The following is a 25,192-nucleotide window of genomic DNA, read 5'->3' on the forward strand; positions in this document are numbered from 1 at the left end:
CGCCGCCACCCCCACTCCCACCCGTGCCCCCACTCCCACCCGTGCCCCCCCGCCCCCCCGCGCCCCCGGGGGCCGGGGCCCCGGCCAGTCCCGGCGGCGGTGTGCTTCAGTCCGCGGCGCCTCGCGTACGGCGGAGCCGGATCTCCAGGCCGTCGAGGACGCAGTCGAGCCCGTCGCCGAAGTTGTCGTTGCGGGTGCCGACCGAGTCCTGGAGGTGCTGCGTGGCGTACAGCCGGCGCAGCCGCGGGTACGCCTGCGCGGCCTGCTCGACCGCCGGCCACAGGCTGTCCACGCCTTCCTGCTCGCTCAGACCGCTGCGGGCGAGCCTGGACAGCCACGCGGCCTCGGTGGTGGACACCCCTATGGCGTACGAGACGACCGCGTTCACGGCGAGGTCCGCCTGCTCCAGCGAGAAGCCGGCTTCCTCGAAGACGGCGAGCATGCCCTCGGACAGCCGCATCGCGTTCGGCCCCAGGGAGACCACGCCCGCCTCACCCAGCGCGGAGACGATCCAGGGGTGCCGGTGGAACACGGACCGCAGGCTCTGGGCGCAGCTCGTGACGGCCGAGCGCCACTCGGTCCGCATGTCCGCGGTGTCGACGCCGGGCACCTCGATCTCGCCGTAGATCTCGTCCACGACCAATTCGATCAGTTCGTCCTTGTTGGCCACGTGCGTGTACAGCGAGGTGGCCCCGGCGTTCAGGCGGGTGCCGAGTTTGCGCATGCTCAGTGCGTCGATGCCGTCGGCGTCCAGCAGCTCCAGGGCGACAGACACGATCTGGTCCCGGCTGAGCGTGGGCTGCTCCCGCTTGCGGCGCTGGGGCCGGGTCCACACCGATGGGATCGTCTGCTTCGGCTGATCATCGTCGACCGGCATGCGGCCTCCTCTTTCTCGAGCCCGGGACGGCCCCCGGGCGGCACGGTGTACGGGCGCGTGTACATCGTACGGAAGACGCACGCTGTACGGGACCGCCTGCCGCAGACGACCGGCCGAGACCAGGAAGCCGAGGACGCCATGTGACCGCCCCTTGCCGGGCATCACCCGGTCAGTTGCAAAAAAGAGGCAGCACCCGCCGACCGGCAACCACCGGTCGGCGGGCGGAGGCCTGCCGCTTCCGGGAGCAACACAAGGCCCGGATCGGGTGAGCGGCCACGGCCGGGTGAATCGCACACCACCCCGCGGCCCGCCTGCCCAGCGATCGCAGGCCGATTGACGGATATCCGAATTCGTACGACGAAACGCCCTCGAATGGCCGTGACCACATCCATCCGAGGGCCATTTTCCGATCATTTGTCCGACCCGCTCGTCAACGAGGAGGCGTGATGCATTACCACCAGGATCGGTCCGCAAATGCCACGGGGGTGCGTTTGCGATTCGAACATGATCAGGAAGGACTTGGCCGCCGCGACGACGGGCGGGCCCTTCCGCGACGCCGGGCGGCCACGGTGTACGCGCTGTCGGAGCAGAGCTCACTGATCTTCTGAAATGCCTTCAAGGGGAGGAAGGACGTTCATGAAGGGTGTGCAAGGGGACGAGCAGGCCCGGACACGGCCGCCGTATCCGGAGCCGGTGGATATCGAGCGCAAGGCGCAGTGGACGAAGTCGGCGTTCGACCGGCACGGCGTCCGGCAGTTGGTGACGACGATCCCGGCCGTGCTGACGCAGGTGTTCAGGATGGCGTGGCGGATCGACCGCCGTGACGTGCTCGCCATGGTCGGTGCGCAGGTCGTCTACGGGATCGGGTCGGCGGTGGCGCTGGCGGCGACGGCTCGGGCCATGGTGCCAGTTCTCGGGTCCGGTTCGGCGTCGCACCGGTGCACCAGGCACTGCCGGCGCTGGTCGTGATCGCGGTCGCGGCCGGTGTGGGAGGGTCGCGTACGGGCTGGCGTCCTGGCCGGTCGGGCGGCTGAAGCCGCGGTTGATGACGGCGGCGGACGTCGCGGTGGTCGAGGCGATGCTGCGGGTGGAGCTGTCGGCGTTCTTGCGGCCGGAGTCCTCCGAAGAGCATGAGGCGGCCGAGACGGGGTCGGTGCGCTGTGACCGGCTGATCCACGACGTGCAGTCGTTCATGTCGGCGCTGATCAAGCCGGTGGCGGCGTTCGGTGTCGTGACCGCGCTGCATCCGCTGATGCTGCCCGTCCTGGTCCTGACGGTGCTGCCATCGGGGGCCTCTTCCACCGACGTCTCCGTCTGTCACACCGTCTCGACCGCGATGCGGGCCGCGCCCTCCACGGGCCACCGATAGACGCCTGTGGAGATCGCCGGGAACGCCACTGTCCGCGCACCCAGCCCAGGATCTTGCCCGGGTTCATGACGTAGAAGGTGTCTCCGTCGCAGTCCGGGTCGACGAACACCGTCGCCACCGATGGGGTGAGGTTCTTGGGCGCGTACGCGGGCACTTCCTCGGTCGCGCCGGGGACGTTGATGCACTGCCCGCTGCGCGGGTCGGTGAGACCGCCGGGCACCCCAACGCCGCTGGCGTTGCGGTAGGTGTAGGCGAACTCGCCGACGGCCGCGTTGGCGGACGTGGGCAGGGTGACGGTGTGTGTGAGGGCGCCGAGGGCAGCGGCGACAGTGTGGCGGAGGCGCATGGAGCTTCCTTTGTGTGGCGGATGTTGACCGGCGGCTGACCATCCAGAAGGAGACATGTCCATGGCCGTGACCCCGCATGCGGAATCGTTCCGGTGCGCGGTGGTGTCACGGGGCGCATAGTGATACCGGCACACACCGTGCCCGAGTGCACCGTTTGCCATACAAGTCCTCCCATCTTGCAACAGACCCCATCCGGGGAGGAGGTACCCCCATGCCACGGAGACCCCCTGTTCGGCCCCCGGGTGCGCGGGCAACGCTGCTGGCGGAGCAGCCCAGTTGCAGAGTTACGAGAAGATCTTTAGGCCGTTTCTTTTGGATCAGCGTGCCGACCGGAGAAAGATGCCTGCGAGGTGGAGTCCGGCGGGGTAGACGGTGGCGGTCTTCTCGTAGCGGGTGGCGGTGCCGCGCCATTGCTTGAGACGGTTGATGCAGCGTTCGACGGTGTTGTGCTGTTTGTGGCCTCACGGTCGAAGGCGGATGGCCGACCGCCGTGACTGCCACGAGCGTCCCCGGTGCACCCATCGGCGGACGCCGCGGGCGCGCACACCTTCCGACGGACCCGGCCGTACTGCAGCACCTGGTACACCTGCCGCAGGTAGCGGTAGTCGGGATTGCCCCCTGACCGGATTGACCACCGAGCCGTCCGAACCATCGCGCGCCGGCATCGGGCGCGCACCGCCGCGGTGCAGCGGGTGGCCGGTTCTGCGCTGTGGGGATGAAGGGGCGCACACCCCCTTCGGGGCGCGGCGTGTCTGTGTGGGCACGGAGACGGCCGTCCCGCGTACACCCGTCAACCATCAACCATCAACCATCAACCGGCACCATGCGACGTCCACGGAGTACACAGTGAAGCGTGCTGAACGTAACCGCGTTGCAGGAGCTGCGCTGCTCGCCGCCACCACCGTCACCGCCCTGGTGGTGAGCACGGGAACGTCCGTCGCCGCTCCGGCCCCCGCCGCCACCACGTACAACGGGGAGTGCGGCACGGGATACGTGCAGGTCAACCAGATCCCGATCCCTGGCCGAGGGGCGGTCCTGCCGGCCTACAACGCCGCCACCGGCAAGAACTGCGTGGTCACCAAGCGGAACACCTCGACCGGCTCGCGGCTGTGGGTGGGCTCCTGGATCCAGCGCAACAATGAACTGAAGTCGAAGCAGGAACAGTACGGCTTCTACACCTCGTACGCCGGGCCGCTCCATCTGGACGCCAAGGGCAAGTGCGTCGACTGGGGCGGCGAGATCGACGGCTACGTCGTGGCCCGCTCCAAGGCGAACTGCGGCAGCCTGGCCCGGACGGGACAGCAGGTCCGCTGACCTGGGGTCGAAGCGGAGCCCACGCCGGCAGCCGGTCGTGCCGGGCCGACGGCTGCACGGCGAGGTAGGGCGAAGTCACGGTCGACCGGGCCGTGCCCAGCCGGCAGACCCGATGGGCTCATGCACGGTGAGGCTTGAGGCGGTGCATGCATGATGTACGACATCTCCGCTAGCGTGCATGCTCTGAGAAGCCGGGAAGCCTGGGCGTCACTGCGCCCTCTCGGGTTCCTGGTCGAAGGAGGTCGTGCACCGATGGACACCGTTGAGACTGCCCTGGAGAAGGCATTGGCGATCAGCGGAGCCACCGGTGTCGCGATAGTCGATTTCCGCCAACGCAGCGTCCTGGGCTGGCTCGACCGCGGCAGCGGGCTGGACATGGACAAGGTCGCCTACGGGGACAGCGACGTCATGCGTGCCAAGCTGTACACGCTCGAGCTGCTCGGCTATCCCCCGGACAGCGTGGAAGACATCCTGATCACGCTGGACAGAGAACTGCACATGATCCGGCCCCTGCCGCGGCTGCGCGAAGGCGGCATCTTCATCTACCTCGTCCTGGAGCGTGACCAAACCCTGCCTCTGGACGAGATCCGCCGGCAGCTGCGCTCCCTGGAGCCCCTTTTGACGCTGTAGGCCACTGAAAGCCGCTATAGGCACCGTGCCCCCCGTGCAGCGGGGCCGGCCAGAGGGCGCTGCGCCCCACGGCGGCGCATGCCGCCTTATCGGGACTGCTCGTGCCGGGTGACAGCGGCGATCAGGTCGTGGAATGCGTGGTTGTCGGAGTCGGTCCCGGGGCCCTCGCCACCTTCAAAGACGGCAGCCCCGGCACTGCGGGGGAACATGGCCTGCTCGTATTCGGCGAGCGCGGCCTCGATGTCGTCGGGGTGCGCGGCGAGGGCCTTGCCGAGTTCGGCACCGTCGAGCATGGCCAGGTTGGCGCCTTCGCCGTTCGGGGCCGAGAGGTGGGCGGCGTCGCCGAGCAGGGTCACCCCCGGCACCCGGTCCCAGCGGTGCCCGGTCGGCAGGGCGTAGAGGGGGCGCAGGACCGGCGTGACGTCGCTCTCGGTGATCAGGGCGGTGAGCTCCGGCGCCCAGCCGTCGAATTCCTGCGCGATCCGCGCGGTGGCCGCGGCGGCATCGGCGAAATCGATGGCGGCGAACCAGTCCAGCGGCTCGGACAGCCCCATGTAGGCGTGCAGGGTGTCGCCCTTTTCCCGGTGCGCGAAGATCTCCCTGCCCGGCGTGGGCGCGATCAGCGACCCACCGCCGACCGTCTTTGCGGCGGCCGGGTGCCGGGTGCCGGCGTCGAACAGGTAGGTTTCGACGACCGACTTGCCGGTGTACTCGGGTGTGACGGTGGAGAGCAGCGGCCGGACCCGTGACCACGCGCCGTCCGCGCCGACCAGCAGGCTGGTGACGACGGTGCCGCCGTCGGCGAACGTCACCTCGTGGCGGCCCTCGCCGAGGTTACGGGCACCGGTGACCTTGTGCCCCCACTGGACGGTGCCGGACGGGAGCGAGTCGAGCAGGATCTGTCGCAGGTCGCCGCGTTGCACCTCGGGGCGTCCGCCCGTGCCGTCGTCGGCTTTGTCGAACAGGACGGTCCCGTCCGGGTCGAGGACCCGCATGGCCTGACGGCCCTCCAGGATGAGGCCGCGGAATTCGTCCATCAAGTCGGCTGCTGCGAGGGCGAGTTGTCCGTTGTAGTCGTGGATGTCGAGCATCCCGCCCTGCGAACGCGCAGCCGGGGAGGCCTCCGCCTCATAAACCGTGGACGGTATTCCGTGGACGTGCAGGACGCGGGCGAGCGTGAGGCCGCCGAGCCCGGCGCCGATGATCGTGACGTCAGTAGTCATGGGGGTTCCTTCTTGATCTTGGGCTGCTGTGCGGACGATGCCCGGCAGGATTCGCCGGGATCGCCGCTCCAGTAAGCCGGGACGATGCGCTGCTGGTGGCCGGTGCCGGTTCCGGTGCCGTTAATGGCCCGGTGCCAGCGGGCTCCAATGTCCAGGTGGCCGTCGACAGGTCATCGACAGGCCACCGACAGATCACCGACCACCGCCGACCGCCCCGACAACCACCCGACAAGGTGCCTCCGGACTTGGAGGCCGGCTGGACCGTGGTGACCTGGAGAACACGCCACCACCCGCCGCCGACGGCAGCCGGCTGTTCGTCGTCATCCCTGGGCATCCGTCTTGCTCACGCGGCCCCCCCCGGGGGCCTGCTTCGGCCGGCCCATGTCGGAGGGCCACCGCCCGCGGCGTCGCCGCCGCCACGGCCGGGCCGGTCGAGTTGTACGTCCACCCCGGCGGTGTCCACCAGCTGATGCTCTTCCACACCGCCGACTACGCCCGCGTGGTCAGCACGTGGTGCCGCACAACCCTCTCCACCGCGACCAAGGAGGACCAGCCGTGATCGTCCACCCGCGCGGAGTCAACCACCTGGCCATCGCCACCCGCGACATCAAGACCCAAATCGACTTCTTCACCGACGTCCTGGGCTGCAAGCCCAAGGCCCTCTACTGGATGCACGGCGCCGAGTGTGCCTGGCACGCCTTCCTCGAACTCAACCCGCACTCCTGCATCGCCTTCGTCCAGCACCCCGACAACCCGGACACACTCCAATGGGGCTTGACCCACGCCGGCACGCCCACCGGACCGGTCGCGGCGGGCGCCATGCAGCATGTCGCCTTCGACCTGGACGGCGTCGAGGATCTGCTGGCGCTGCGGGACCGGATCCGCAGCCGCGGCGTCATGGTGCTCGGCCCCGTCGGCCACGGGTTCTGCCAGTCCCTCTACTTCGGCGGACCCGAAGGGCTCGCCCTGGAACTCACCACCGGCGAAGCCATCGACGACACCGCGTGGATCGACCCGGAGGTCGTCGCGCTGGCCGGCATCACTCCGGACGAACTCGCCCGCTACCGCGACCCGGCCCCGGACCGGCGGCCCGGCGTACCGGTTGCCCAGCCCGCTCTGGACCGCGGAAAGCCGCACCCCAACTTACCCGACGAGGTCTACCAGGTGCTCGCCACGGCCTCCGACGAACAGGTACGGGCGATGCTCAGCGACACCCGGCCCCCCGTCACACCGCACGTCTGACCCCTGTCCCGGCCCACGGCCCCTCGCCGCCGCGGGCCGGCACGCAAGCAGAAAGTCCTCTCGATGAAACTCGCCAACCTCGATGGACGGGCCGTCGTCGTCACCGCGGACGGTGTGATCGACGTGGCAGCCGCCTCCGGCGGCCGCTTCCCCTCCTCCCCCGACGCCTGCGTCGCGCACGTCGCGCAGATCCGCCACTGGCTCGCCACCGACCATCCGGCCAAGGACCCGACGGTGACCCGGCCTCGCTGGAGGCCGACCCCACACGCCTCGGACCGCCCGTGACCACCCCGTCGCAGGTCTTCGCCATCGGCCTCAACTACCGCGACCACAGCGACGAGACCGGCCTGGCCCTGCCCGACTCGCCTCTCGTCTTCACCAAGTTCCCCTCCAGCCTGGCCGGTCCCGCTAGCCGACGTCCCGCTGCCCACCGCCACCTGCGACTGGGAAGCCGAGCTCGTCGTCGTCATCGCCGAAGGCGGCCGCGACATCCCCGCCGACAAGGCCCCCGGCCATCTCGCCGGATTCTGTGTCGGCCAGGACATCTCCGAACGCACCGGCCAGATGACGGGGACACCCCCGCAGTTCAGCCTCGCCAAAAGCCACCAGGCCTTCGCCCCCATCGGCCCCTGGATCACCACCCTCGACGAACTCGACGACCCAGCCGACCTCACCCTGACCTGCACCCTCGACGGCGACACCGTCCAGCACGGCCGCACCCGCGACCTCATCTTCGACGTCCCGCCCCTGATCAGCCACCTGTCCCGCGTGTGCGCACTGCGTCCCGCGGACCTGATCTTCACCGGAACCCCCTCCGGCGTCGGCTACGCCCTAACCCCCGCCCGCTACCTCACCCCCGGCAGCACGCTGCGCACGGCCATCACCCGGCTCGGCGAGCTCCGCAACCGCTGCACCAGTACCGGTCGCGGCAGCGCACCCTGACCGGGCCCATCCAAGAACGCCCCCAAGTCACCCCCGAGGAACCACCCATGCACGCCGCCATCGTCACCCTGACCATCCTGCTGTCCGTCCTGTTCGGCTTCTCCGGAGCCGGCAAGGCGCTCGCCACCGCCACCGCCCGCAAACACGCCGTTCACCTGGGCATCGGCCCCCAGCTGAGCCGGATCGTCGGCGCCGCCGAACTCGCCGCCGTCATCGGCCTGCTGGCCGGACTCGCGATCGCCCCCCTCGCCTCGGTGACCGCGGCCGCGATCTGCCTGCTCATGATCGGCGCCGCGGGCTCCCACCTCAAGTCCCGGGACTCCGCGAAGGCCATCGCCCCCGCCGTCGTCACCGCCCTCGCCCTGCTGGTCCTCACCCTCACCGTCTGACCGCGTCGCCGGCATGCCACCGCACACGGACAAGCACGTTCGCGGGCCCGGCACGGCCCGCCCCCCCTCGCACGACAAGAAGGGCATCCGATGCCGCTGATAGCCAACACCCCGGTGAACCGGATGGACGGCCCCTACGCCCGCAGGTGGTGGGCACTGCTGGTGCTCTGCCTGAGCCTGCTGATCGTGGTAATGGCCAACACCTCACTGATCGTCGCCGCGCCCGACATGACGGAGGACCTGGGCCTGAGCAGCAGCGATCTGCAATGGGTCATCGACGGCTACACCGTCCCCTACGCCGCGCTGATGCTGGTGCTGGGCGCTCTCGGCGACAAGTACAGCCGCCGCGGCGCACTGGTCACAGGCCTGCTGGTCTTCGGGGGCGGGGCGGTGGCCGGCAGCCTGGCGCACAGCGCCGGGGCGGTCATCGCGGCCCGCGCGGTGATGGGGATCGGCGCGGCGGTGGTCATGCCTGCCACCCTGTCGCTGCTGGTCGCTACCTTCCCCCGCGCCGAACGCGCACGGGCCATCACCGTCTGGGCTGCCACCTCGGGGCTGGCCATCGCCGCCGGCCCGCTGCTCGCCGGATGGCTGCTGGAGGACCACGCCTGGAACTCGACGTTCCTGATCAACGTGCCCGTCGCCGCCGTCGCACTCGTCGCCGCGCTGGTGCTGGTGCCGCCGTCGAAGGCCGCGGGCATGGGGCGGCTGGACCTGATGGGCGGGCTGCTGTCGGTGGTGACCGTCGGCTCCCTCGTCTACGTGATCATCGAGGGCCCGCACCACGGCTGGGGCGCACCCGCCCTCACCGCCGCCGCGGTCGCCGCCACCGGCCTGGCCGCCTTCATCGCCTGGGAACTGCGCCACCCGCGCCCGCTGCTGAACCTCGCCCTGTTCCGCAACCGAGCGGTCACCGGCGCCGTTCTGGCCGTGCTGCTGTTCTTCCTGGGCACCTTCGGCACCATCTACTACACCACCCAGCACCTGCAATTCGTCCTCGGCTACGGCCCGCTGACCACCGGGGTACGACTGCTGCCGCTGGGCGCCGCCGTGTTCTCGGGCGCCGCGCTGACCGGCCCGCTGACGACGCGGCTGGGCACCAGGTACGTCGTGACGGCCGGCATGGTGCTGGGCACCGTCGCGGTGTTCCTGCTCACCCGCATCGACGACGCTTCGGCCTACACCGACTTCCTGCCCACCCTGCTGCTGCTCGGCCTGGCCATCGGGCTGAGCACCTCGCCGTGCACCGACACGATCATGGGCGCCTTCCCCGAAGCCGACCTCGGCGTCGGCGTCGGCGTCGGCGTCGGCGTCGGCGTCGGCGTCGGCGTCGGCGTCGGCGTCGGCGTCGGCGTCGGCATCAACGACACCGCCATCGAACTCGGCGGCTCCCTGGGCATCGCCGCCCTCGGCTCCATCCTGGCCACCACCTACAAGGACACCCTCACCACCACCCTCACCGGCCACCTGCCGCCCGCCGCCCTGGACACCGCCACCGACTCCATCGGCGGTGCCCGCGCCGTCGCCCAGCGCATCGCCCACGACCCGGCCCTCGGCTCCCAGCCCGCCCAAACCCTCACCACCGCCGCCGACCACGTGATCGCCCACACCAGCCTCATCGGCGGCATCATCCTCGCCGCCGGAACCATCCTGGTCACCTTGATCCTCCCCGCCCGCCGCCACACCCCACCCGCACAGAAGCCGGAGCCGAGCACCCCAGCCTCCACCCCCGCAATAACCGCATCAACCCGCTGAGGCGGCCTCTGTTCTCGAAACAGCGGCGGACTTGCCCTCAACGAGCTCGTGCGTCACATCCACGGCCTATGACACTGAAACTGGCCGTGGCCGGCTCAGGCGGCTTGGCCGATGCCTGCCGCGGCCAGGCCCTGGTCGCGAAGCCGGTGAAGTCGACATCCAGCTTCGGGTCGTACGGCCCGGGCTGGATACCGAGCTCGTGTGTGGAGCATTCGCCGAACCTGCTAGAACTCAGTCACCACAGCCTGGTCCGATACCGGCTGCCCACCACCGGTGAACTCGTCCCCCTTCTCCAGATCGTTCCGTCCAAGACGGACATCGAGCGGCTCCTGCTGGTCAGCCCCGAGCTCGCCGACGTGCTCAGCGCGATCATCCGCCGAGTCCGGGACACTACCGGTGCTGTTTCCCTGGTCCGCTCCCACGACCGCGGCGAATGCGAGTGGCAGGAGCCCGCCCCATTGCTGTTCCCACGGCGCATCTGCGGCAAGAACCGCGCGTTCACTGACGAAACCGTCCGCACCGTGCCGGACCAGGCCCTCATCGAAACCGGACTGACCGACGCCACCGACGAACCACTCCGCTACACACCACACGACTTCCCACGGCTGTTCATCACCGATGCCATCTTCAACGGACTACCGCCGCACATCGCCCAGGTGATCGCAGGCCACCAGGACATCAAAGTGACTCTCGGCTACAAGGCCGTCTACCCCGAGGGAGGCGATCCAGGCGCACATGGCCTTCCTGGCCCGCCGCCGGTCCCTCCGCCCCAGCGAGGAATACCGTGTCCCCACCGACGAGGAATGGCAGGAGTTCCTCGGCCACTTCGAGCGGCGAAAGGTCTCCATCGGTGCATGCGGCCGCGCGTTCGGCACCCTCTTGCATCCATGAGCATGCCTGCGTCCGCTGTCCGGTGCTCTGCCCGATCCTGCTCAGCGTGACCGGCTCGACAAGCTTGCTCAAATGGACCGACTAGCTTCCGGCGGCAGCACGGTGATCAACCTCGGCATGCCAGGCATAGCCGCAGCTCAACCTATGCGGGAGGAGGGAACGACTTTGCTGAGACAATCCCTGGATGACCAGCAATGAGATCCGGTTCGACTGCCGGCACCGGGGCGAAGGCGGCCCGCTCGTGATCGTCCCACACATCGACGGAGCACCGCTCACCGAACTGATCGACGGGTTCGAGATCGCGGCCGGGATGCAGCCCGCAGGTGACGCCTACGGCGGTCTGATCCCGGAGTTCTTCCGGTTCGGCCCGATGCAGGACCACTTCCTCGGACGGTCCACCAACGCGATGGGGTCGAAGACACTTGTTCTCGGTTGTGAATGCGGCGAGTGGGGATGTTGGCCTCTCATGGCCCGAATCACCGCGACAACCGACCTCGTGGCCTGGGACGCCTTCGAGCAACCGCACCGCGAGACCCGCGACTATGTGGCATTCGGTCCGTTCCAGTTCGACCGGCACCAATACGACGACGCCTTGCGCGCCCTGAGCGCGGCTATCGGCTCCGACGTCGACGACACGCGCGCATGAGCGCTACCAGGCACGGCCTGCTGGGCTAAAGGAAGGGGCAGCGCCTCATGGAAAGGTTCGAGACGGAGAGTCTGGCGCTCATGCCTGGCCAGAAGGTTCAGGCCACGGTCCTCAGCCATCACCCATGGGGTGTGGTCGTTGAGATCGTCGGTTACGAGAACGCCGGCCTGTCGGCCTCTATCGACATGACCCAGCAGTTCTCCCGGACCACGAGCAGCTATGAGGAACTACTCGCGCTCTTTCCACCCATCGGTTCTCAGATCGATGCAGTGATCGAGCAAATCCACCGCTGGCATCCGCCGGTGTCAGTGCGGCTCAGCATCCGACCTGCCGACCTTGAGTCGCTGACCTGGAGCTGCGACTTCTGTGGTGAACGGATCACGGTGAGCCCAGGTGGAGACGCCCTCGTCCTGGACTCGCGGAGCAATGACGGTCCAGGAAGCCACACCATAATCTCCCACCGGCACTGCCTGGCCGAACGAATCCGCCCAGACAACACCGGAGAGCGGGCGCGAGCATTGAAGATCGGGAAGATGCACTGAAGGTCGCCATGCCCATGACTACCGGCGTGACTGAGCTCGACAGCTCATTCGGCAGGAGCGAGCCGATAGTTCACAGAAGCGGTGATCTTTCACAACGCCCTGGACATCGCGGAGATCGTCCGGCAGCTGCCGGAGGAGGGCTGGGAGATCGCCCCGGAGGATCTGACGTCCACATCTCGCCGTACCTGACCGAGCACATCAACCGGTTCGGCGAGTACTCCACGCACGATCGGCGTCCAGCCCGATGCGTACGGCCGTCACCTCGACGCCGGAATGGTCGGTGAGCCACTGGGCCACCGTCGCGGCCGGCAAGTCTGCCCGTCGCATCGCCGGCAGGCTGGGGAGGGCGCCGTCGGCCATCTCACGAGAGATCGCACGCAACGGCGGGCACGAGCACTACCGGGCCACCGCCGCGGACCAGGAGGCGCATCGGCGAGCCCCTCGCCCCAAGCCGGCGAAGCTCGCGCCGAGCATCTCCAGCAGACCCCTCAGGACACCCGCGCCCACCAACTGGTCTACCCCTACCGCCTGGTCTACCCCTACCGCAGCGACACCGAGTCCCTCCACAGCCAGCTCGACGCCAGTCTGTGGAACCGCCACATGATCTCCTACGGCCTCGACCGGCAGAAAGTCTTCATCCTGGGCTTCGCCCTCGCCCAGAATGCCACCAGCCACCACCTCCACCACGAACGCCACCGCGCCGGGCCGCCGGAGATCTAGCGACCGGCCGCACCGCACCCCACCACACCTGGGCACGGGAAGGCTCCCGCCTGACCAGTGTGACCCGGTCCGGGGTGTCACTTGGGCGGGAGTTCCGCAGTGACGTCCATAGCCCATTTCAGCCAGTCGTCCAGGATGTCGTCGTCGAGGGTTTCCTCGGCCAGCACGACCCAGCCGTTTTGTTCTTTGCCCCGGATGACGAGGGGACTGGCTCCGGGGCGTGCCAGGGCCTCGTCGGTTCCTTCTTTGCCGACGCGGACCATGAGGCCTTCGTCGTAGAGGTTGGCCAGCGCGTTTCCCTGGAGGAGGAAGGTCAAGCCGCTGAACATCTTCTTCGCGACCACGCCCTCGGGCTCCAGCCGCTCCTTGATGCGTTCCGCCAGTACTTCGTCGTAAGCCATAACCTCGCCCTTCTCTCAGGCGGTCCCGCAGGGCCGGGTTTCCGGGTGCGTCGTCGTTTCTCTTAAGGGTGCGGCCCCGGCAGGGAACAGGCGCGTCAGGGACCGGTGTGCGGGGAGCGGGCCGCTGTACGCCGCTGCCACGCGGGCGTCCGGGGGGCTACGGTCCGGTGTGTCGGGTGGGGCACGGCGCCTTCGGGGAGGGTTCGTGAGGATGGTCCGGGCAGCGTTCACCGGTTGCGCGGCGGCTGTGCTGGTCCTGGCCTGCGCGTCAGGGGCCAGCGCCGACGTCACCGTCTCCGGCCCTCTCCTCCCCGAGGCGAGATTGACCGGGGTCGTTCCAGTGCCGATCACCGGCTGCCTTGGCGTATCCGGTGCCGGGGGCGTTGCGGTCAGCCCGCAAGCACCCCGGAGGTCTGCGGTTAGGCACCCGAGACGGCCTCAGAGGTCCCGCCCTCGGTGGAAACAGGGCCAGGCTACCCCTCCGGGACGTCCGGCCGACGTCTTTCTGCGTGGCACCTGGACCCGGGGGCGATCAGGGCGTGTCCAGCCGTTCAGCTCTGCTGCGGCAGAGAGAAGACCAGGAAGCGCAGGCCCCGAGGGTCGGTCAGGCGGGCGTGGGTCAGGCCGTAGGCGGTGGTTTCCGGTCCGGCCTCCACGGTGGCGCCAAGTGTCTTCGCCTTCGCGATCGTGGCGGGCACATCCGCGGTCAGGAACTGCGGGACGGCGTAGTCCCGGGCCCCCTCGGCATCTTTGGTCCCGCTGGTGTCGACCAGGCCGCCGCTGCCGCGTTCGTGGCCGGGGGCGACGACGGCGAAGTACGGCCTGCTCCTGACGCCCGTGTCACGGATGTAGTCCCAGCCGAAGGCCTTGGCGTAGAAGGTCTTGGACGCCTCGATGTCGGTGGTGCCGATCTCGAACCAGCCCAGCGAACCGGGCCCCGGGATACCGGCAGCGCCACCGGCGCCGGCCGGATCGTCAGCAGCGTTACCGGCGGCCTGCCAGACGGAGAACAGGGTGCCGCGCGGGTCCCGCAGGCGGGCACAGGGGCCCCCGTCAGTCGCCGGACCGACCGAGCCGGCCGGCTTCGCGCCCAGGTCCGTGAGCCGGGCCATGTCGGCCTCCACGTCCGTGGACCGCACCGACAGGCACATCGTCTCCTCGCCGTCCGGGGCGGGCTCCCGGATCCCGCCCATCGGCAAGGCCGCACCCGGGGCGGTGATCAGGGTGTACGGGTGGCCACCGGCGGCAGGAACCGCCTGGAAGGTCCAGCCGAGCAGCGAGCCGTAGAAGCCCTGGGCAGCCTCGGGGTCAGCGGTGCCGATCTCGAACCAGACGACACTGCCGGGCGAAAACGCAGTCATGACACGTATTCCTTCCACAACGCACGGGATGAGGAGTGTTACGGGTACCGGGCAACGCCCCGGTACCCGTAACCCCTCCGAAGGGGAGAGCGGCCCCTTGGAGGGGTCCCCCGGAGCGGTGGGTGGCCGCTCACAAATCCGACACTAGGCACCCTTGAGGACATCTCGCGTCACCAATGCCTGGCAATGTGGAAAACATGTCCCAGGACCTGCCTGCCCGGATGCTGCGCCTGCTCTCCCTGCTCCAGATGCGCCGCACCTGGTCCGGCGCCGAGCTCGCCACGCGCCTCGGCGTCACCCTGCGCACCATCCGCCGCGACATCGACCGCCTCCGCGACCTCGGCTACCCGGTCGAGGGCACTACCGGCACCGCCGGCGGCTACCGCCTGGCCGCCGGCACCGGCATGCCCCCGCTCCTCCTGGACGACGAGGAAGCCGTCGCCATCGCCGTCGCCCTGCGCACCGCCACCAGCGGCGTCACCGGCATCGAGGAAACCGCCGTCCGCGCCCTGGCCAAACTCGAACAAGTCCTGCCCGCCCGGCTGCGTCCCCAGGTCGCCGCGATCCAGGCCACCACCGCCCCGCTCCCCGTGCCCTGGAGCACCGGGCCCAAGGCGGACCCCACCGTCCTCGCGACCCTGGCCGCCGCGTGCCGCGACCACGAGACCATCACCTTCACCTACCGCACCGGCGCCGGCGAGACCGGACCGCGCCGCGCCGAACCGCACGCCCTGGTCGCGGCCGCACCCGTCTGGTACCTCGTCGCCTACGACACCGGCCTCGACACATGGCGCCTCTTCCGCGTCGACCGCCTCACCGACCCCACCCCCACCGGCCACCGCACCACCACCCCACGCGAACTACCCGCCCCCGACGCAGCCGCCTACGTCGCCGCCCGCCTGGCCGCAGCCCCCACCCGCTACACCCTCCACGCCACCGTCCCCGCCGACGCCGCCACCGTCCGCGCCCGCACCTACGCCCTCCACGACCGCGTACACCCCCTAGACGAGACCACCAGCACCCTCGACCTCGCCGCCGACAACCCCCAGCACATCGCCGAACAACTCCTCGGCATCGACCTAGGCCCCGAGGACACCATCCACGGCACCCCCGAACTCGCCCCCCACCTCGAACAACTCGGACAACGCCTGCTGCGCGCCGCACGCGCCCTCACCCGCCAGAACGGGACGGGGGCGGACAGCAACGGCGCCGCGGGCCGGTGACACACGTGCTGTCGCGACGCCGCTGCGCGGACGTACCGGTTCACGTGGGCGGAAGCTCCGCGGTGACTTCCATGGCCTACCTCAGCCACTCGTCCAGGATCTCGTCGTCCAAGGTCTCTTCGTCCAGCACTCCAGCATCACCCAGGTCAGTCACCAGGGGGACGGTCTCGGCGCATGGGTGGGGCCAGGAGGTGAGAGCCGTGCGGGCCGGCTCAGTGCGCGGTCGGGACGCAGGCGGCGACGGGCGGGCGCCCAGGTCCACGCAGGTGCCTCTGTTCGTCGGTCCGAAGCACGGTGTGGCCGCGACGGCCCGGCGCGAGCACACAGGCGCGACGTCGTCGCCCGGCACCCGGGCCACAGCGGTCGCCACGGCAGCGGCAGCCGCGCCGCCTCTGCGCGGCCATCGCCGACCGGATCACCTTCCACTGCACGCTGATCCAGACAGGCACCGAGTCCTACCGATTCCAGGCCACCGCCGCCCTCCGGGATCCGCAGACGCCGACCCGGCTGGAGCCACGACCAGCAGGACACACGCTGCGGCCAGCAGCCCGAAACGCTTGAACACCGCACCCCCATAGGCTCAATGCCCCAGACCCGACTGAACGCTGAGGCCGGTACGAGGCCGTCCCTGAAGAGAGGCAGCCCTGGGAAGGGCCCTCCTCAGGGGGAGGGGGCGGGGCAGGGGGAGCGACGACGGTTGAGGTTCCTCGGCTCTGCCGTCGTCCACGGCAAGGGAGGCTCGGGCGGGGACGGCGGAGGGCCCGTCAGCGACGCCTCTTACCAGTGGTGATGGCGGGGACGGGGGTAACGGGGCTGGCCGTGATCACCTGGTTGTGAGCCCGGCGTGCGTCACCCGTCAGAGTGACGCACGCTGTCCCAGGTGCCCGCGCGGGGCCGGCTTCTCCGGGCGAGCCGGCGGGGCATGATGGTGATCAGTGACCAGGTCAGGTGCGCTTCAGCGTGTTAGGGCAGACATTCCTAGCCGCGGGCGTTGCGGCGGGATTTCATCAGCCGGCCCAGGGTGGGTTCGACACGCCGGCTAGGTGGGGAAGGACGACGACGCCCTTTGCGCTCTTGGGCAGGAGACGGTGCGCAGGTGCAAGTCTATGGGTGCCCGCCCAGGGGCACGCCCGGCGGAACCCCACCGTCCGTACGGCATCACGACCTCCTCTTCCCGGAGTGCGTACTGCCGGCGGGCTGGGCAGGCCAGTTCGCGGTGTGCAGGGCGCGCAGGGTGCGGTGTGCGGAGGTGGGTCGAGGACGGCGGGGTCGGCGTCGAGGGTGTAGTCGGCCTCGAGGCCAGCGAGGGTCTGGGCGATGCGGGGGAGATGGTCGTCGGAGGCGTCGAGGAGGCAGGTGGCGTCGTCGAGGGGCTGGATGCGGGTGCCCGGGTGCAGGATGCGGGCGCGGAGGTGGCCGGCAGGGGCGTGGACGGTGGCGATGGCGCGGCAGCGGGTCGGAGCGGCCGACAGGCGGTTCGCGACGAACGCGGCCGGGTCGGCTCCGGGAATCTCGCGCGGTGGGACCGCCTGCCGGTGGGCACCGGGTCGGTGATGTGGCCGGTGCCGGCCGCGAGGCGGTAGCCGCCGGTGTGCCCACGGGCGCTGTCGATCAGGTTGCCGAGGGCCCGGAGGCGGTCGATGTCGCGGCGGATGGTGCGCACGGTGACGCCCAGGCGGTCGGCGAGGTCGGCGCCGGACCATTCCCGGCGGGTCTGCAGCAGGGACAGCAGCCGCAGTACGCGGGCGGTCGTGTCAGTCGTCATGGGTTCCACTCCGCCCGCGTCAAAGGACACAGGCTGTCCTGAAGTCCTCCTACTGTGGAAATCGCCCGCAGGAGCAATGGGATCTTAACGGGAGGATCTTCATGAAAATCACTGTTCTCGGTACCGGCGGCGGAGCCCGCGCCCACATCGCGCGGCTCGCCGGGCTCGGTCACGAGGTCCACGTCGGCACCCGCGACCCCAAGGTCACCCTCGCCCGCACCGGACCCGACCCCATGGGCACGCCGCCGTTCAAGGACTTCCTCGCCCAGCATCCCGGCATCCAGCTGCACACCTTCGGCGAGGCTGCGGCGGCTTCCGACGGTCTGGTCATCAACGGCATCGACGGCCACAACGCGGTGGCCGCACTGTCCGCCATCGCCGACCCGCTGGCCGGCAAGACCCTCGCCGACTACGCCGTCCCCTACATCTACAACCCGGACATCGAGCGGCCCTGGCCCACCCCGTGGGGCGTCAACCCGATCCTGGACCCTTGCGACAGCGACAGCCTCGGCGAGCAGATCCAGCGTGCCCTGCCGCACACGAAGGTCGTCAAGGCCTTCGTCACCCAGGAACAAGAGACCGTCACCGACCCCAAGTCCATCGGCGGCGAGCACACCATGTTCATCGCGGGCGACGACGACGCCGCCAAGCAGCAGGTCACCGATCTGCTGAAGACCTACGGCTGGGATGACGTCCTCGATCTCGGCCCGCTGGTCGCCGCCCGCGGCATGGAGATGTACGCGCACATGCACCTCGCCATCGGCCTGGCCCTCGGCTTCGGCACCCGCTTCGGCATCAAGGTCGTCCGCTGACCCCGCTGACGCGCCGCGCCGTCAGCCGCATCGGCTCAAACCACTGACCCGCTGCCCCGTACGAAAGGAACGTCCCCCATGGCCAGCCACCCCAGCACACCCCTGTCGGGCACGATCATGTGCCAGGCGATGTGGGCCCCCGACGGCAGGAAGCTCGCCGACTTCTACGCCACCGCCCTGGGCACCGCCGTCACCCAGACCTTCTCCGGCGAGAACGGCGAGGAGACCGCTTTCGCCTTCCACATCGGCACCACGATGCACCTCTTCTACACCTCCCCCGCCTTCACCGCCCCCCGCTGGCCCGAGGAGGACCTGCCCTTCCACATGGACCTCGCCTTCGACGACGTGCAGGCGGCGGAGAAACACCTGCTGCAGATGGGCGCGACCAAGCCCGGCCACCAGCCCGGCGGCAGCTACTGGACCGTGCTCCTCGACCCCTCCGGCCAGCCCTTCTGCATCCACGCAGCCCACTGAAAGCAGCCCCCGGACCCCGCATGAACGCCCTGCCCCGCATCACCGCCGGCCAGCGCCGCGCCCGCCTCGTACACCGTCACCTCCTCGCCCCCGCCGTACGCGAGAGGACGGCCGAGGCGGTGACGGAGGCTCTGGTCGGCCTGCACGCCACCGACCCCGCCACCGTCTTCCTCACCGCGGCCGCCCGCATGCACGCCCCGACCGCCACCGCCATCGAACGCCCCCTCTACGACACCCGCGCCGGGATACCGGCGCTGGAGCGCATCCGGTGCATGCGCCGCACCATGTTCGTCCTCCCCGCACACATGGCCCCCGCCATACGGTCGGCGACCGTCCGCGACACCGCAGGCCACCGCACCGACGCCATGGCGAAGGTCCGCGACAACCTCGGCTGGGACGAACACCGCTACACCGCCGCCGAACACGCCACCCTCACGGCCCTGGCGGCGCGCGGTGAGGCCACCGCCGCCCAGCTCGCCGTCGACGTGCCCGAGCTGCGCGAGCAGATCGTCACCTCCCCCGGCAAGCCGTACGAGTCCCGGCAGCGGGCCAGCGCCTGCGTCCTGGGGGTCCTCGCCGCCGAAGGCCGCATCCGGCGGGCCCGTCCGGCCGGCACGTGGACCTCCGCCCAGTTCCGGTGGGCGCCCGCCCGGCCCCTAGCGCGGATACCCGTGGCCGAGGCGAAGACCTCACTGGCCCGCCATTACCTGAAGACGTTCGGCCCCGTCACGGTCGACGACCTGAAGTGGTGGACCGGCTGGACCCTCACCGACACCCGCAAAGCCCTGGCCGCCACCAGCGCCCGGAGCGTCGCACTCGACGAAGGCACCGGCTACCTCCTGCCCGAAGACCTCGAAGACCTCGAAGATCTCGAAGACCTCCGCAACGGCTCAGCTCTCGAATCCGCGGCCGCTCTTCTGCCGGGTCTGGACCCCACCGCGATGGGCTGGCGCCACCGCGGCTGGTACCTCGACCCCGAACACGTCAAGGCCCTCTTCGACCGCAACGGCAACATCGGCCCCACCATCTGGTGGAACGGCCGCATCATCGGCGCCTGGGCCCAGCGCACGGACGGCCACATCAACCACCATCTCCTCACCGACCCCGGCCACCAGGCCCGCACCGCCATCGAGACCGAAATCCAGCGGCTGACCGCCTTCCTCGACGGCACCCGCGTCACCCCCTGCTACCGCACCCCCCTCGAACGCCACCTCGCCACCCACTAGACGGCACCCCTCCACAGCCCTCGCCCGCAGAACACCTCGCAGGGCCCACCGAGCAACGCCCGGAGTCGCACTCAAGTCCTGGCGCTGGGTTCCTCATTGGATAAATGCCCCTCCCCCCATGTTGTGGAGGCACAGGAGCAGGAGGAGATCCACCGAGCCCGCCACCTCTACAGCCAAGCTGCCGTGCAGCGGGCGCCCCCACGCTGTCATCCACGCTTCTACGCCATCTCGTAGCTGCACCGGATCATCGCATCGGCGCGCTCCAGGTCCTCCCTGGAGCGCAGGCGGACCTCCAGATCGCCGGTGCCGTGGTGGCCGATACCGCGGACATCGCGGCTGAAGCCGTCGACGAGGTCGAACTCGTCCGGGCCGGCCTTGAGGTACACCACGACCGCGCCCCGGCGGGTGTTCACCACGCAGGCGAAGTTCCGCAGACGCCGGTAGGCGTCGTAGGTCTGGCGCTCCACCCGTTGGGTGTCCTCCCCCAGCGCGAGCAGCTTCTCGTACAGCGCTTCCCGCAGCTCCGCCAGCGGCTCCTCTCGCTTCCCGGCGTCTGGGAATGCAGTGCGCTGGGCCGGCCGTTTGGCGACGGTGCGGCGGGCGGAGCGGTGTTCCTGGACGGATGCGACGGTCTCCAGGGCAAGGAGGCCGCCGCCGAAGTACCGGTAGGCGACCAGGTCGATGGTGCGTCCCATCTCGTGGACGGCATGAAGGTCGTAGCGGGTGAAGTTCTCCGCTATGCAGATCACGCGCGGAGCGGACCACAGCACCTGGGACGCCGCCTCCTTCCCAAGGCGCTCGCGGACCAGGAGCTGGAACTCACCACGGTGATCAAGCAGCCAGGACAAGTAGAACAAACCCCTGACTGATCACGTTCGCGTCCCGCGCCCGCTTGTACTCCACGATCACCGGCGCGCCGTTCTCGTCCAAGCCGAGCGAATCGATCCGCCCGCGATGCCGCGCCCCGGTGTCGTACTCGGTCGCCAGGAACCGCACCCCCAGCAGTTCCTCCATGTGCGCCTCGACGAGATCCTGCAGATCACGCTCACAGTCCGCGCTGCCCGCGGTGATCTCCTCCACGCTCTGCTCGCCGATGCTGAACAGCTTCAGGCCCGCCACCCTGCTCCCCCTTGCTCCCACCTGCCGCAACAGCAGCCGAAGTAAGGTTCGTTCCCAGGGGATGCATATGTCGCAGGGTTTTCCGGGACGGTCCGCTGCACACCCGGACAGGGCATCCCCGGCGTGTGCAACATGCTTGCAACGGCCGCCGGGAAAGCTCAGCGTTTACGCAGGTCAGCCCCCGTAGCTCGGCGGGTAGAGCGCGCCTCCTGGAGGACGTGCCCGGTGGGTCGGGGTGGCCTGCTCCGCCGAATGCCCGGGCATGCGACGCGGCTCAATATCACCCCACCTGCTTGCTCGCCCTTCTCGGCACGGATACCTTCCCGCCGCACACTCCATGATCGAGAGATCCCTCGCGAGGCTGGGGTTCACGACCGACCGTGTGGCGCGCAGGCACCAGTTCATCAAGGGGCGCGTGGCGGGACTGCAACCTGAACTCCGTGAGCGCGGAGGAGTGGGATCGCCGTCACCGGACGTGGCGGGACTGAGCGTCCCGGCGGGAGACCGCAGCCCATGCTCCGTCCGCCGGGTCCGGTCGGGAGGAGCGCGGGGACGCTCCGGGCCGCCGCCGCCCAGGCGGGGCGGCGACGGCCCGGACCGGTTTCAGGATGCCCCTCGCCTGCGGCGGCGGAGGGCGAGAAGAGCCCCGGCGAGCGCGACCGCGGCGCTGGAGCCGCCGAGGATCGCCGGGGTCGGGGACGAGGACGACGGGCGGGCCGCGGGCTGGTAGCCGCTGGAGAAGCCCTTGGTGGCGTAGTCGGAGCCCGCCATCTTGTCGGCGTACCGGCCCTTCACCAGGTTCTGGTAATCGGCGAGGGACACCGACGACTTGCCGTCGAGACCGCTCTTGGCCGCGTCGTTGAGCGGTGTGACCTGGTCGAGTGCCAGCTGGTACCAAGCGTGGAGCTGCGGCTCGGAGAACACCGGGCTGGTAGCCGTGCCCTTGCCCGCGTAGCCGGCGTCGCTGTCGCTCTCGCGTACGGCGGCCAGGTGCCAGCCGCCGCCCTGGGTGGCGCCGAGCAGGACCGTGGCGCTGCGCGCCTCGCCGACGTTGACCGGGGCGGCCACGTAGGAGAGCTGGAGGGCCGTGGCGGCCGTGGGCAGGGCCTTGCCGGACACGAAGTCCGAGGTGATCTCGAACACGGCCAACGGGGTCTGCCCCACGGTGAAGGACGGCTGGCCTTGACACGGATCGGCCGTGGAGGGAATGGGATGCGGCGTCCGCTGGCCGCTCTGAGGAACGGGGACGCTCAGGAAGCGGCAGACGGCATTGTGGACGCCGGTCGATTTGAGTGTGTCCACCGCGTTCTGGAGATCCGGGATGTCGGGGGGCCGCGCGGCGGCGTGGGCCGGAAGCGCGGTCAGGGCGGACAGCAGCGCCGTCGCGGTGAGCGCGAGACCGAGCGGGCGACGCTGGGTACGCCGATGTGAATTCGGCGCCGATGACGTTCTGGTGATGGACATGATGTCTGCCTCACGTGGCCGAGACGCCGATTTGGGTGTGGGTCCAGTTGAACGAGCTGTTGCTCACGTAGTCGTTGTAGTTCCACCAGGTGTAGGTCTGGGTGGCGGGCCAGGGATCGGCGACGGCGATGGTGTTGTTGGTCTCGTCGTAGCCGTAGATGACGTTGAAGTGGCCACCGCCGGACTTCCAGCCGATGCGCGCCAGGAAGGGACGCAAGCCGTCGACCTCGGTGCGGGTCTGGCTGAACGAGGCCGCGCTGTACTGGAGAGTGCCGGTGTGGGCGAAGCCCATGAGGCGCCAGGCACCGGCGACGTCGTTGGGGGTCGCGGGCTGGTTGTTGCAGCTGACGCCCGTGGCCCGGTTGGCCAGGTTGCAGAAGCCGGTCTGGCTGTAGTTGTAGCCCCACCAGCTGGCGACGGTGTTGCCCGAGGCATCCCAGCACCACTGGCTCTGTTCCTGCTTCTGCATGCTGATGTCGTCGTAGGCACCGGCGTGAGCCGTGCCGACGGCGGCTGCCGTCCACCCCGCCGCGGCGAGTGCCAGAGCGGTCGCGGTGGTTGCGATCCTTTTTCTGCTCATTGTCCTGCCCTCTCGTGAAGGGAATGGAGGGGTGTGGTGCGCGGGTTTTGGGAGCGGACCCATGGGGGCGCGGTAAGGGGAAGAAGGCGAAGAAGGTGAATGCGAAAAGGGCGAATGCGAAAAGGAAGTGCGCGCGCGCCTTGCGATCGCGTCGCCGTCGGTGCGGCAACGGTGTTCCCCGGATTCGGCACGTTCCTCGCCGAACGGGAGCCTCCATATCCGGAAGTCAGTATCAGGGAAGCGCGGGGCGTCAACCTTGGCCAGGGACCGGACGCGAGCTTCACTCAGGTGAGTGAAACATTCAGATAATGATTCCGCGCCGCATTCCGCACCGCTTTCCGGCCGCGTCGGCTGCGCCGGTGGCGTTATCCGTTACGGGACGCGGGGTGGGGTCGGCGAGTTGCCCCGTGCGTCGGTGGTCCTTCAGGTAGGGCCCCCGCGTGCGCTCGGCCGACGCCACGCGCGCCCCCACGGTCCTCCTGACGTGCGTATGGTCCTCCGGGCCGATGTCTTGGACTGCTTGCTGGGCCTCTTGCACTCGAGCGGAGTGGGCACCGGAGCGGCGTCCGTCGGCGGCCCGGATCCAGTTCCGCAATGTCTCGGTGTTCACTCCGAGGTCGCTGGCGACGGACTTGATCGTCGCTCCCGGACGGGACCGGTACAGCTCGACCGCGTCCGCCTTGAACTCGGCGGGGTAGTGCTTCATCCCCACAGGGACTCCGTTCTCCTGGACCATCAGGATCCAAGTCTCTCCGGTGTCCAAGCTCCAGGGTCAGTGCCCACCCGCTCCAAGCCCTGCGTCAGCAGCCGGGCGACCTCCTCATACCCCTGCCCGGAGAACAGGCACATCGCCAGCACGAAATACACGACCACACGAGCCGGTAACAGACGCGACCGCTGTTCCACGCGCCCGCACTTGGCAACCACCTCATCCACCAGCTCCGGCGGGAACACCCGCGTCAGCACCCCCAGAGCAATCCGGTCCGACGGACACTCACCCGACGACGACTTCACCTGACCAGGCCTCGGCGCACCACACCCAACGACCCACACCACACAAAGTCACCGGTATTGCTGCAAGGCCCCATCGCCAGCCATGACCACAGTGTTGATGTGCATGAAGTCGCTGGTCCGCTTTGGGTGAACAGCCGTGGGTGCAGTCGCTTCCATGGCCGCGATGTGGTCATGTGGTGCGAAGGGGTGGTGTGGGGTCTGTCAGGTATCCGTCGTGAACGGTGAGATCAACGCGGGTGTGCAGGTGGGTGGTGGTGAGGTAGTACTCCTCGACCGCGCGCCAGCGCGTGATCCAGGCTTCCCATTCGGGGGTGCGGCCACGGTCGTGCAGGCGGCGCAGGCACAGGTCGGCGGAGGTGTCGACGAAGAAGCGCAGGTCGTAGTAGGCGGCCAGTTCCGGACGAGCGGTCTGGACGCCTTCGACAATGACAATCTTGCCGCGCGGGACGGTGCCCACCGTGGCTGGACGGGATGCGCGGTCGGCCGGCGGTCGGCCGGACAGCGGCATGAGCACGTGGTCGCGCAGGCGCGGCCAGTCGAAGTAGCCGGCGTAGCCTGCCACAGTGTCCATGGCCAGGCGTTCGGGAAGCGACCTGGGCAGCAGGTAGTCGTCACCGTGGATGACGGTGGCCCTTTGTGGACCGCCCAGGTGTTCGGCCAGGATGGTGGCCAGCGTTGTCTTCCCGGCCCCCGCCCGGCCGTCGAGCGCCACCAGGGCTGTGTCGTGCACCGCGCGGGCGGTGATGGCGGCCACGATGCGGTGGATCTGCTGGGGCTTCACTGCCATAGTGGGAGATCTACCCACCCCGGCCGTGGCCGGCGAGCGTTTTGGGTGGTCGGGACCGACCAGTGGGCGTGTCCTTCAC

At 69.6% G+C, this 25,192-nt stretch carries 27 protein-coding genes and 4 pseudogenes; 17 read left to right on the forward strand and 14 right to left on the reverse strand.

Annotated features, from left to right (window positions below; translation table 11 throughout):
• Window positions 1-106 precede the first annotated feature (106 nt).
• Window positions 107-877 (reverse strand): TetR/AcrR family transcriptional regulator, encoded by a 771-nt coding sequence (locus ACOTKD_RS12820; RefSeq protein WP_424889022.1) that lies wholly within the window; start codon window positions 875-877, stop codon window positions 107-109.
• A gap of 636 nt (window positions 878-1,513) precedes the next feature.
• Between ACOTKD_RS12820 and ACOTKD_RS12825 the strand changes: the two genes are divergently transcribed.
• Entirely contained in the window at window positions 1,514-1,846 is a 333-nt protein-coding gene (locus ACOTKD_RS12825; RefSeq protein ID WP_424889023.1) for a hypothetical protein, read from the forward strand.
• Window positions 1,847-2,197: 351 nt separating this feature from the next.
• Here ACOTKD_RS12825 and ACOTKD_RS12830 read toward each other — a convergent pair.
• Together ACOTKD_RS12830 and ACOTKD_RS12835 are read right to left on the reverse strand one after the other, a co-directional pair.
• Window positions 2,198-2,290 (reverse strand): annotated as a pseudogene (locus tag ACOTKD_RS12830) (macro domain-containing protein); the annotation flags it as partial.
• 620 nt (window positions 2,291-2,910) lie between these two features.
• A pseudogene (locus ACOTKD_RS12835) lies at window positions 2,911-3,095 on the reverse strand (IS5/IS1182 family transposase); the annotation flags it as partial.
• A gap of 344 nt (window positions 3,096-3,439) precedes the next feature.
• On the opposite strand from ACOTKD_RS12835, the gene ACOTKD_RS12840 reads away from it, so the two are divergent.
• On the forward strand, window positions 3,440-3,907 hold the full coding sequence (locus ACOTKD_RS12840; protein WP_424889024.1) for a spore-associated protein A: 468 nt from the start codon (window positions 3,440-3,442) through the stop codon (window positions 3,905-3,907).
• 252 nt (window positions 3,908-4,159) lie between these two features.
• On the forward strand, window positions 4,160-4,537 hold the full coding sequence (locus tag ACOTKD_RS12845; RefSeq protein ID WP_424889025.1) for a hypothetical protein: 378 nt from the start codon (window positions 4,160-4,162) through the stop codon (window positions 4,535-4,537).
• Between the two features lie 86 nt (window positions 4,538-4,623).
• Here the strand turns inward: ACOTKD_RS12845 and ACOTKD_RS12850 are convergent, their stop codons facing one another.
• Entirely contained in the window at window positions 4,624-5,760 is a 1,137-nt protein-coding gene (locus ACOTKD_RS12850) for an FAD-dependent oxidoreductase (protein ID WP_424889026.1), read from the reverse strand.
• Window positions 5,761-6,196: 436 nt separating this feature from the next.
• Here ACOTKD_RS12850 and ACOTKD_RS12855 point away from each other — a divergent pair, with 436 nt between their 5' ends.
• From ACOTKD_RS12855 to ACOTKD_RS12900, 10 genes and pseudogenes are all read left to right on the forward strand, one after another.
• On the forward strand, window positions 6,197-6,319 hold the full coding sequence (locus ACOTKD_RS12855; RefSeq protein WP_424889027.1) for a hypothetical protein: 123 nt from the start codon (window positions 6,197-6,199) through the stop codon (window positions 6,317-6,319).
• On the forward strand, window positions 6,316-7,002 hold the full coding sequence (locus ACOTKD_RS12860; protein ID WP_424889028.1) for a VOC family protein: 687 nt from the start codon (window positions 6,316-6,318) through the stop codon (window positions 7,000-7,002). The genes ACOTKD_RS12855 and ACOTKD_RS12860 overlap by 4 nt, the downstream gene beginning before the upstream one ends.
• Before the next feature lie 63 nt (window positions 7,003-7,065).
• Window positions 7,066-7,287, forward strand: coding sequence for a hypothetical protein (locus ACOTKD_RS12865; protein ID WP_424889029.1), 222 nt, complete (start codon window positions 7,066-7,068; stop codon window positions 7,285-7,287).
• Window positions 7,288-7,419: 132 nt separating this feature from the next.
• Window positions 7,420-7,944 (forward strand): annotated as a pseudogene (locus ACOTKD_RS12870) (fumarylacetoacetate hydrolase family protein); the annotation flags it as partial.
• 47 nt (window positions 7,945-7,991) lie between these two features.
• Entirely contained in the window at window positions 7,992-8,333 is a 342-nt protein-coding gene (locus ACOTKD_RS12875) for a DoxX family protein (RefSeq protein ID WP_424889030.1), read from the forward strand.
• A gap of 90 nt (window positions 8,334-8,423) precedes the next feature.
• Window positions 8,424-10,088: an MFS transporter gene (locus ACOTKD_RS12880; RefSeq protein WP_424889031.1), complete on the forward strand. Its 1,665-nt coding sequence runs from the start codon at window positions 8,424-8,426 to the stop codon at window positions 10,086-10,088.
• Window positions 10,089-10,156: 68 nt separating this feature from the next.
• Window positions 10,157-11,029: a hypothetical protein gene (locus ACOTKD_RS12885; RefSeq protein ID WP_424889032.1), complete on the forward strand. Its 873-nt coding sequence runs from the start codon at window positions 10,157-10,159 to the stop codon at window positions 11,027-11,029.
• A gap of 134 nt (window positions 11,030-11,163) precedes the next feature.
• Entirely contained in the window at window positions 11,164-11,625 is a 462-nt protein-coding gene (locus ACOTKD_RS12890) for a hypothetical protein (protein WP_424889033.1), read from the forward strand.
• A 47-nt stretch (window positions 11,626-11,672) separates the two neighbouring features.
• Window positions 11,673-12,167, forward strand: coding sequence for a hypothetical protein (locus ACOTKD_RS12895; protein WP_424889034.1), 495 nt, complete (start codon window positions 11,673-11,675; stop codon window positions 12,165-12,167).
• Between the two features lie 244 nt (window positions 12,168-12,411).
• Window positions 12,412-12,771 (forward strand): helix-turn-helix domain-containing protein, encoded by a 360-nt coding sequence (locus ACOTKD_RS12900; protein ID WP_424889035.1) that lies wholly within the window; start codon window positions 12,412-12,414, stop codon window positions 12,769-12,771.
• Window positions 12,772-12,964: 193 nt separating this feature from the next.
• On the opposite strand, the gene ACOTKD_RS12905 is transcribed toward ACOTKD_RS12900, so the two are convergent.
• A complete protein-coding gene (locus ACOTKD_RS12905; protein WP_424889036.1) occupies window positions 12,965-13,288 on the reverse strand; it encodes a TfoX/Sxy family protein in 324 nt (107 codons plus the stop codon).
• Between the two features lie 551 nt (window positions 13,289-13,839).
• Window positions 13,840-14,649: a VOC family protein gene (locus tag ACOTKD_RS12910; protein ID WP_424889037.1), complete on the reverse strand. Its 810-nt coding sequence runs from the start codon at window positions 14,647-14,649 to the stop codon at window positions 13,840-13,842.
• A gap of 197 nt (window positions 14,650-14,846) precedes the next feature.
• On the opposite strand from ACOTKD_RS12910, the gene ACOTKD_RS12915 reads away from it, so the two are divergent.
• A complete protein-coding gene (locus tag ACOTKD_RS12915; RefSeq protein ID WP_424889038.1) occupies window positions 14,847-15,872 on the forward strand; it encodes a helix-turn-helix transcriptional regulator in 1,026 nt (341 codons plus the stop codon).
• A gap of 1,564 nt (window positions 15,873-17,436) precedes the next feature.
• Here ACOTKD_RS12915 and ACOTKD_RS12920 read toward each other — a convergent pair.
• Window positions 17,437-17,637 (reverse strand): annotated as a pseudogene (locus ACOTKD_RS12920) (helix-turn-helix transcriptional regulator); the annotation flags it as partial.
• A gap of 101 nt (window positions 17,638-17,738) precedes the next feature.
• Between ACOTKD_RS12920 and ACOTKD_RS12925 the strand changes: the two are divergent.
• From ACOTKD_RS12925 to ACOTKD_RS12935, 3 genes are all read left to right on the forward strand, one after another.
• On the forward strand, window positions 17,739-18,449 hold the full coding sequence (locus tag ACOTKD_RS12925; protein ID WP_424889039.1) for an NADPH-dependent F420 reductase: 711 nt from the start codon (window positions 17,739-17,741) through the stop codon (window positions 18,447-18,449).
• Between the two features lie 78 nt (window positions 18,450-18,527).
• Window positions 18,528-18,923, forward strand: coding sequence for a VOC family protein (locus ACOTKD_RS12930; RefSeq protein ID WP_424889040.1), 396 nt, complete (start codon window positions 18,528-18,530; stop codon window positions 18,921-18,923).
• 20 nt (window positions 18,924-18,943) lie between these two features.
• The gene (locus ACOTKD_RS12935; RefSeq protein WP_424889041.1) at window positions 18,944-20,149 is read left to right on the forward strand and encodes a winged helix DNA-binding domain-containing protein; all 1,206 of its coding nucleotides are present in this window, start codon (window positions 18,944-18,946) and stop codon (window positions 20,147-20,149) included.
• 218 nt (window positions 20,150-20,367) lie between these two features.
• Here ACOTKD_RS12935 and ACOTKD_RS12940 read toward each other — a convergent pair whose 3' ends face one another.
• The 7 genes from ACOTKD_RS12940 to ACOTKD_RS12970 all read right to left on the reverse strand — a co-directional run bounded on the left by ACOTKD_RS12940 (window position 20,368) and on the right by ACOTKD_RS12970 (window position 25,113).
• Entirely contained in the window at window positions 20,368-20,997 is a 630-nt protein-coding gene (locus ACOTKD_RS12940) for a DUF5655 domain-containing protein (RefSeq protein ID WP_424889042.1), read from the reverse strand.
• Window positions 20,981-21,268 carry a hypothetical protein gene (locus ACOTKD_RS12945; protein ID WP_424889043.1) on the reverse strand — a complete coding sequence of 96 codons (288 nt, stop codon included), beginning with the start codon at window positions 21,266-21,268 and terminating at the stop codon, window positions 20,981-20,983. Before ACOTKD_RS12945 ends, ACOTKD_RS12940 begins: the two co-directional genes overlap by 17 nt.
• A 603-nt stretch (window positions 21,269-21,871) precedes the next feature.
• Window positions 21,872-22,411: a hypothetical protein gene (locus ACOTKD_RS12950; protein WP_424889044.1), complete on the reverse strand. Its 540-nt coding sequence runs from the start codon at window positions 22,409-22,411 to the stop codon at window positions 21,872-21,874.
• Between the two features lie 331 nt (window positions 22,412-22,742).
• Window positions 22,743-23,312, reverse strand: coding sequence for a papain-like cysteine protease family protein (locus tag ACOTKD_RS12955; protein WP_424889045.1), 570 nt, complete (start codon window positions 23,310-23,312; stop codon window positions 22,743-22,745).
• A gap of 301 nt (window positions 23,313-23,613) precedes the next feature.
• Window positions 23,614-24,018: a transposase gene (locus tag ACOTKD_RS12960; RefSeq protein ID WP_424889046.1), complete on the reverse strand. Its 405-nt coding sequence runs from the start codon at window positions 24,016-24,018 to the stop codon at window positions 23,614-23,616.
• A gap of 29 nt (window positions 24,019-24,047) precedes the next feature.
• Entirely contained in the window at window positions 24,048-24,368 is a 321-nt protein-coding gene (locus tag ACOTKD_RS12965) for a transposase domain-containing protein (RefSeq protein ID WP_424889047.1), read from the reverse strand.
• Window positions 24,369-24,495: 127 nt separating this feature from the next.
• A complete protein-coding gene (locus ACOTKD_RS12970) occupies window positions 24,496-25,113 on the reverse strand; it encodes a uridine kinase family protein (RefSeq protein ID WP_424889048.1) in 618 nt (205 codons plus the stop codon).
• Between the last annotated feature and the right edge of the window lie 79 nt (window positions 25,114-25,192).

The sequence above is a fragment of the Streptomyces sp. XH2 genome (genome assembly GCF_049725035.1).
Classification (GTDB): domain Bacteria; phylum Actinomycetota; class Actinomycetes; order Streptomycetales; family Streptomycetaceae; genus Streptomyces; species Streptomyces roseoverticillatus.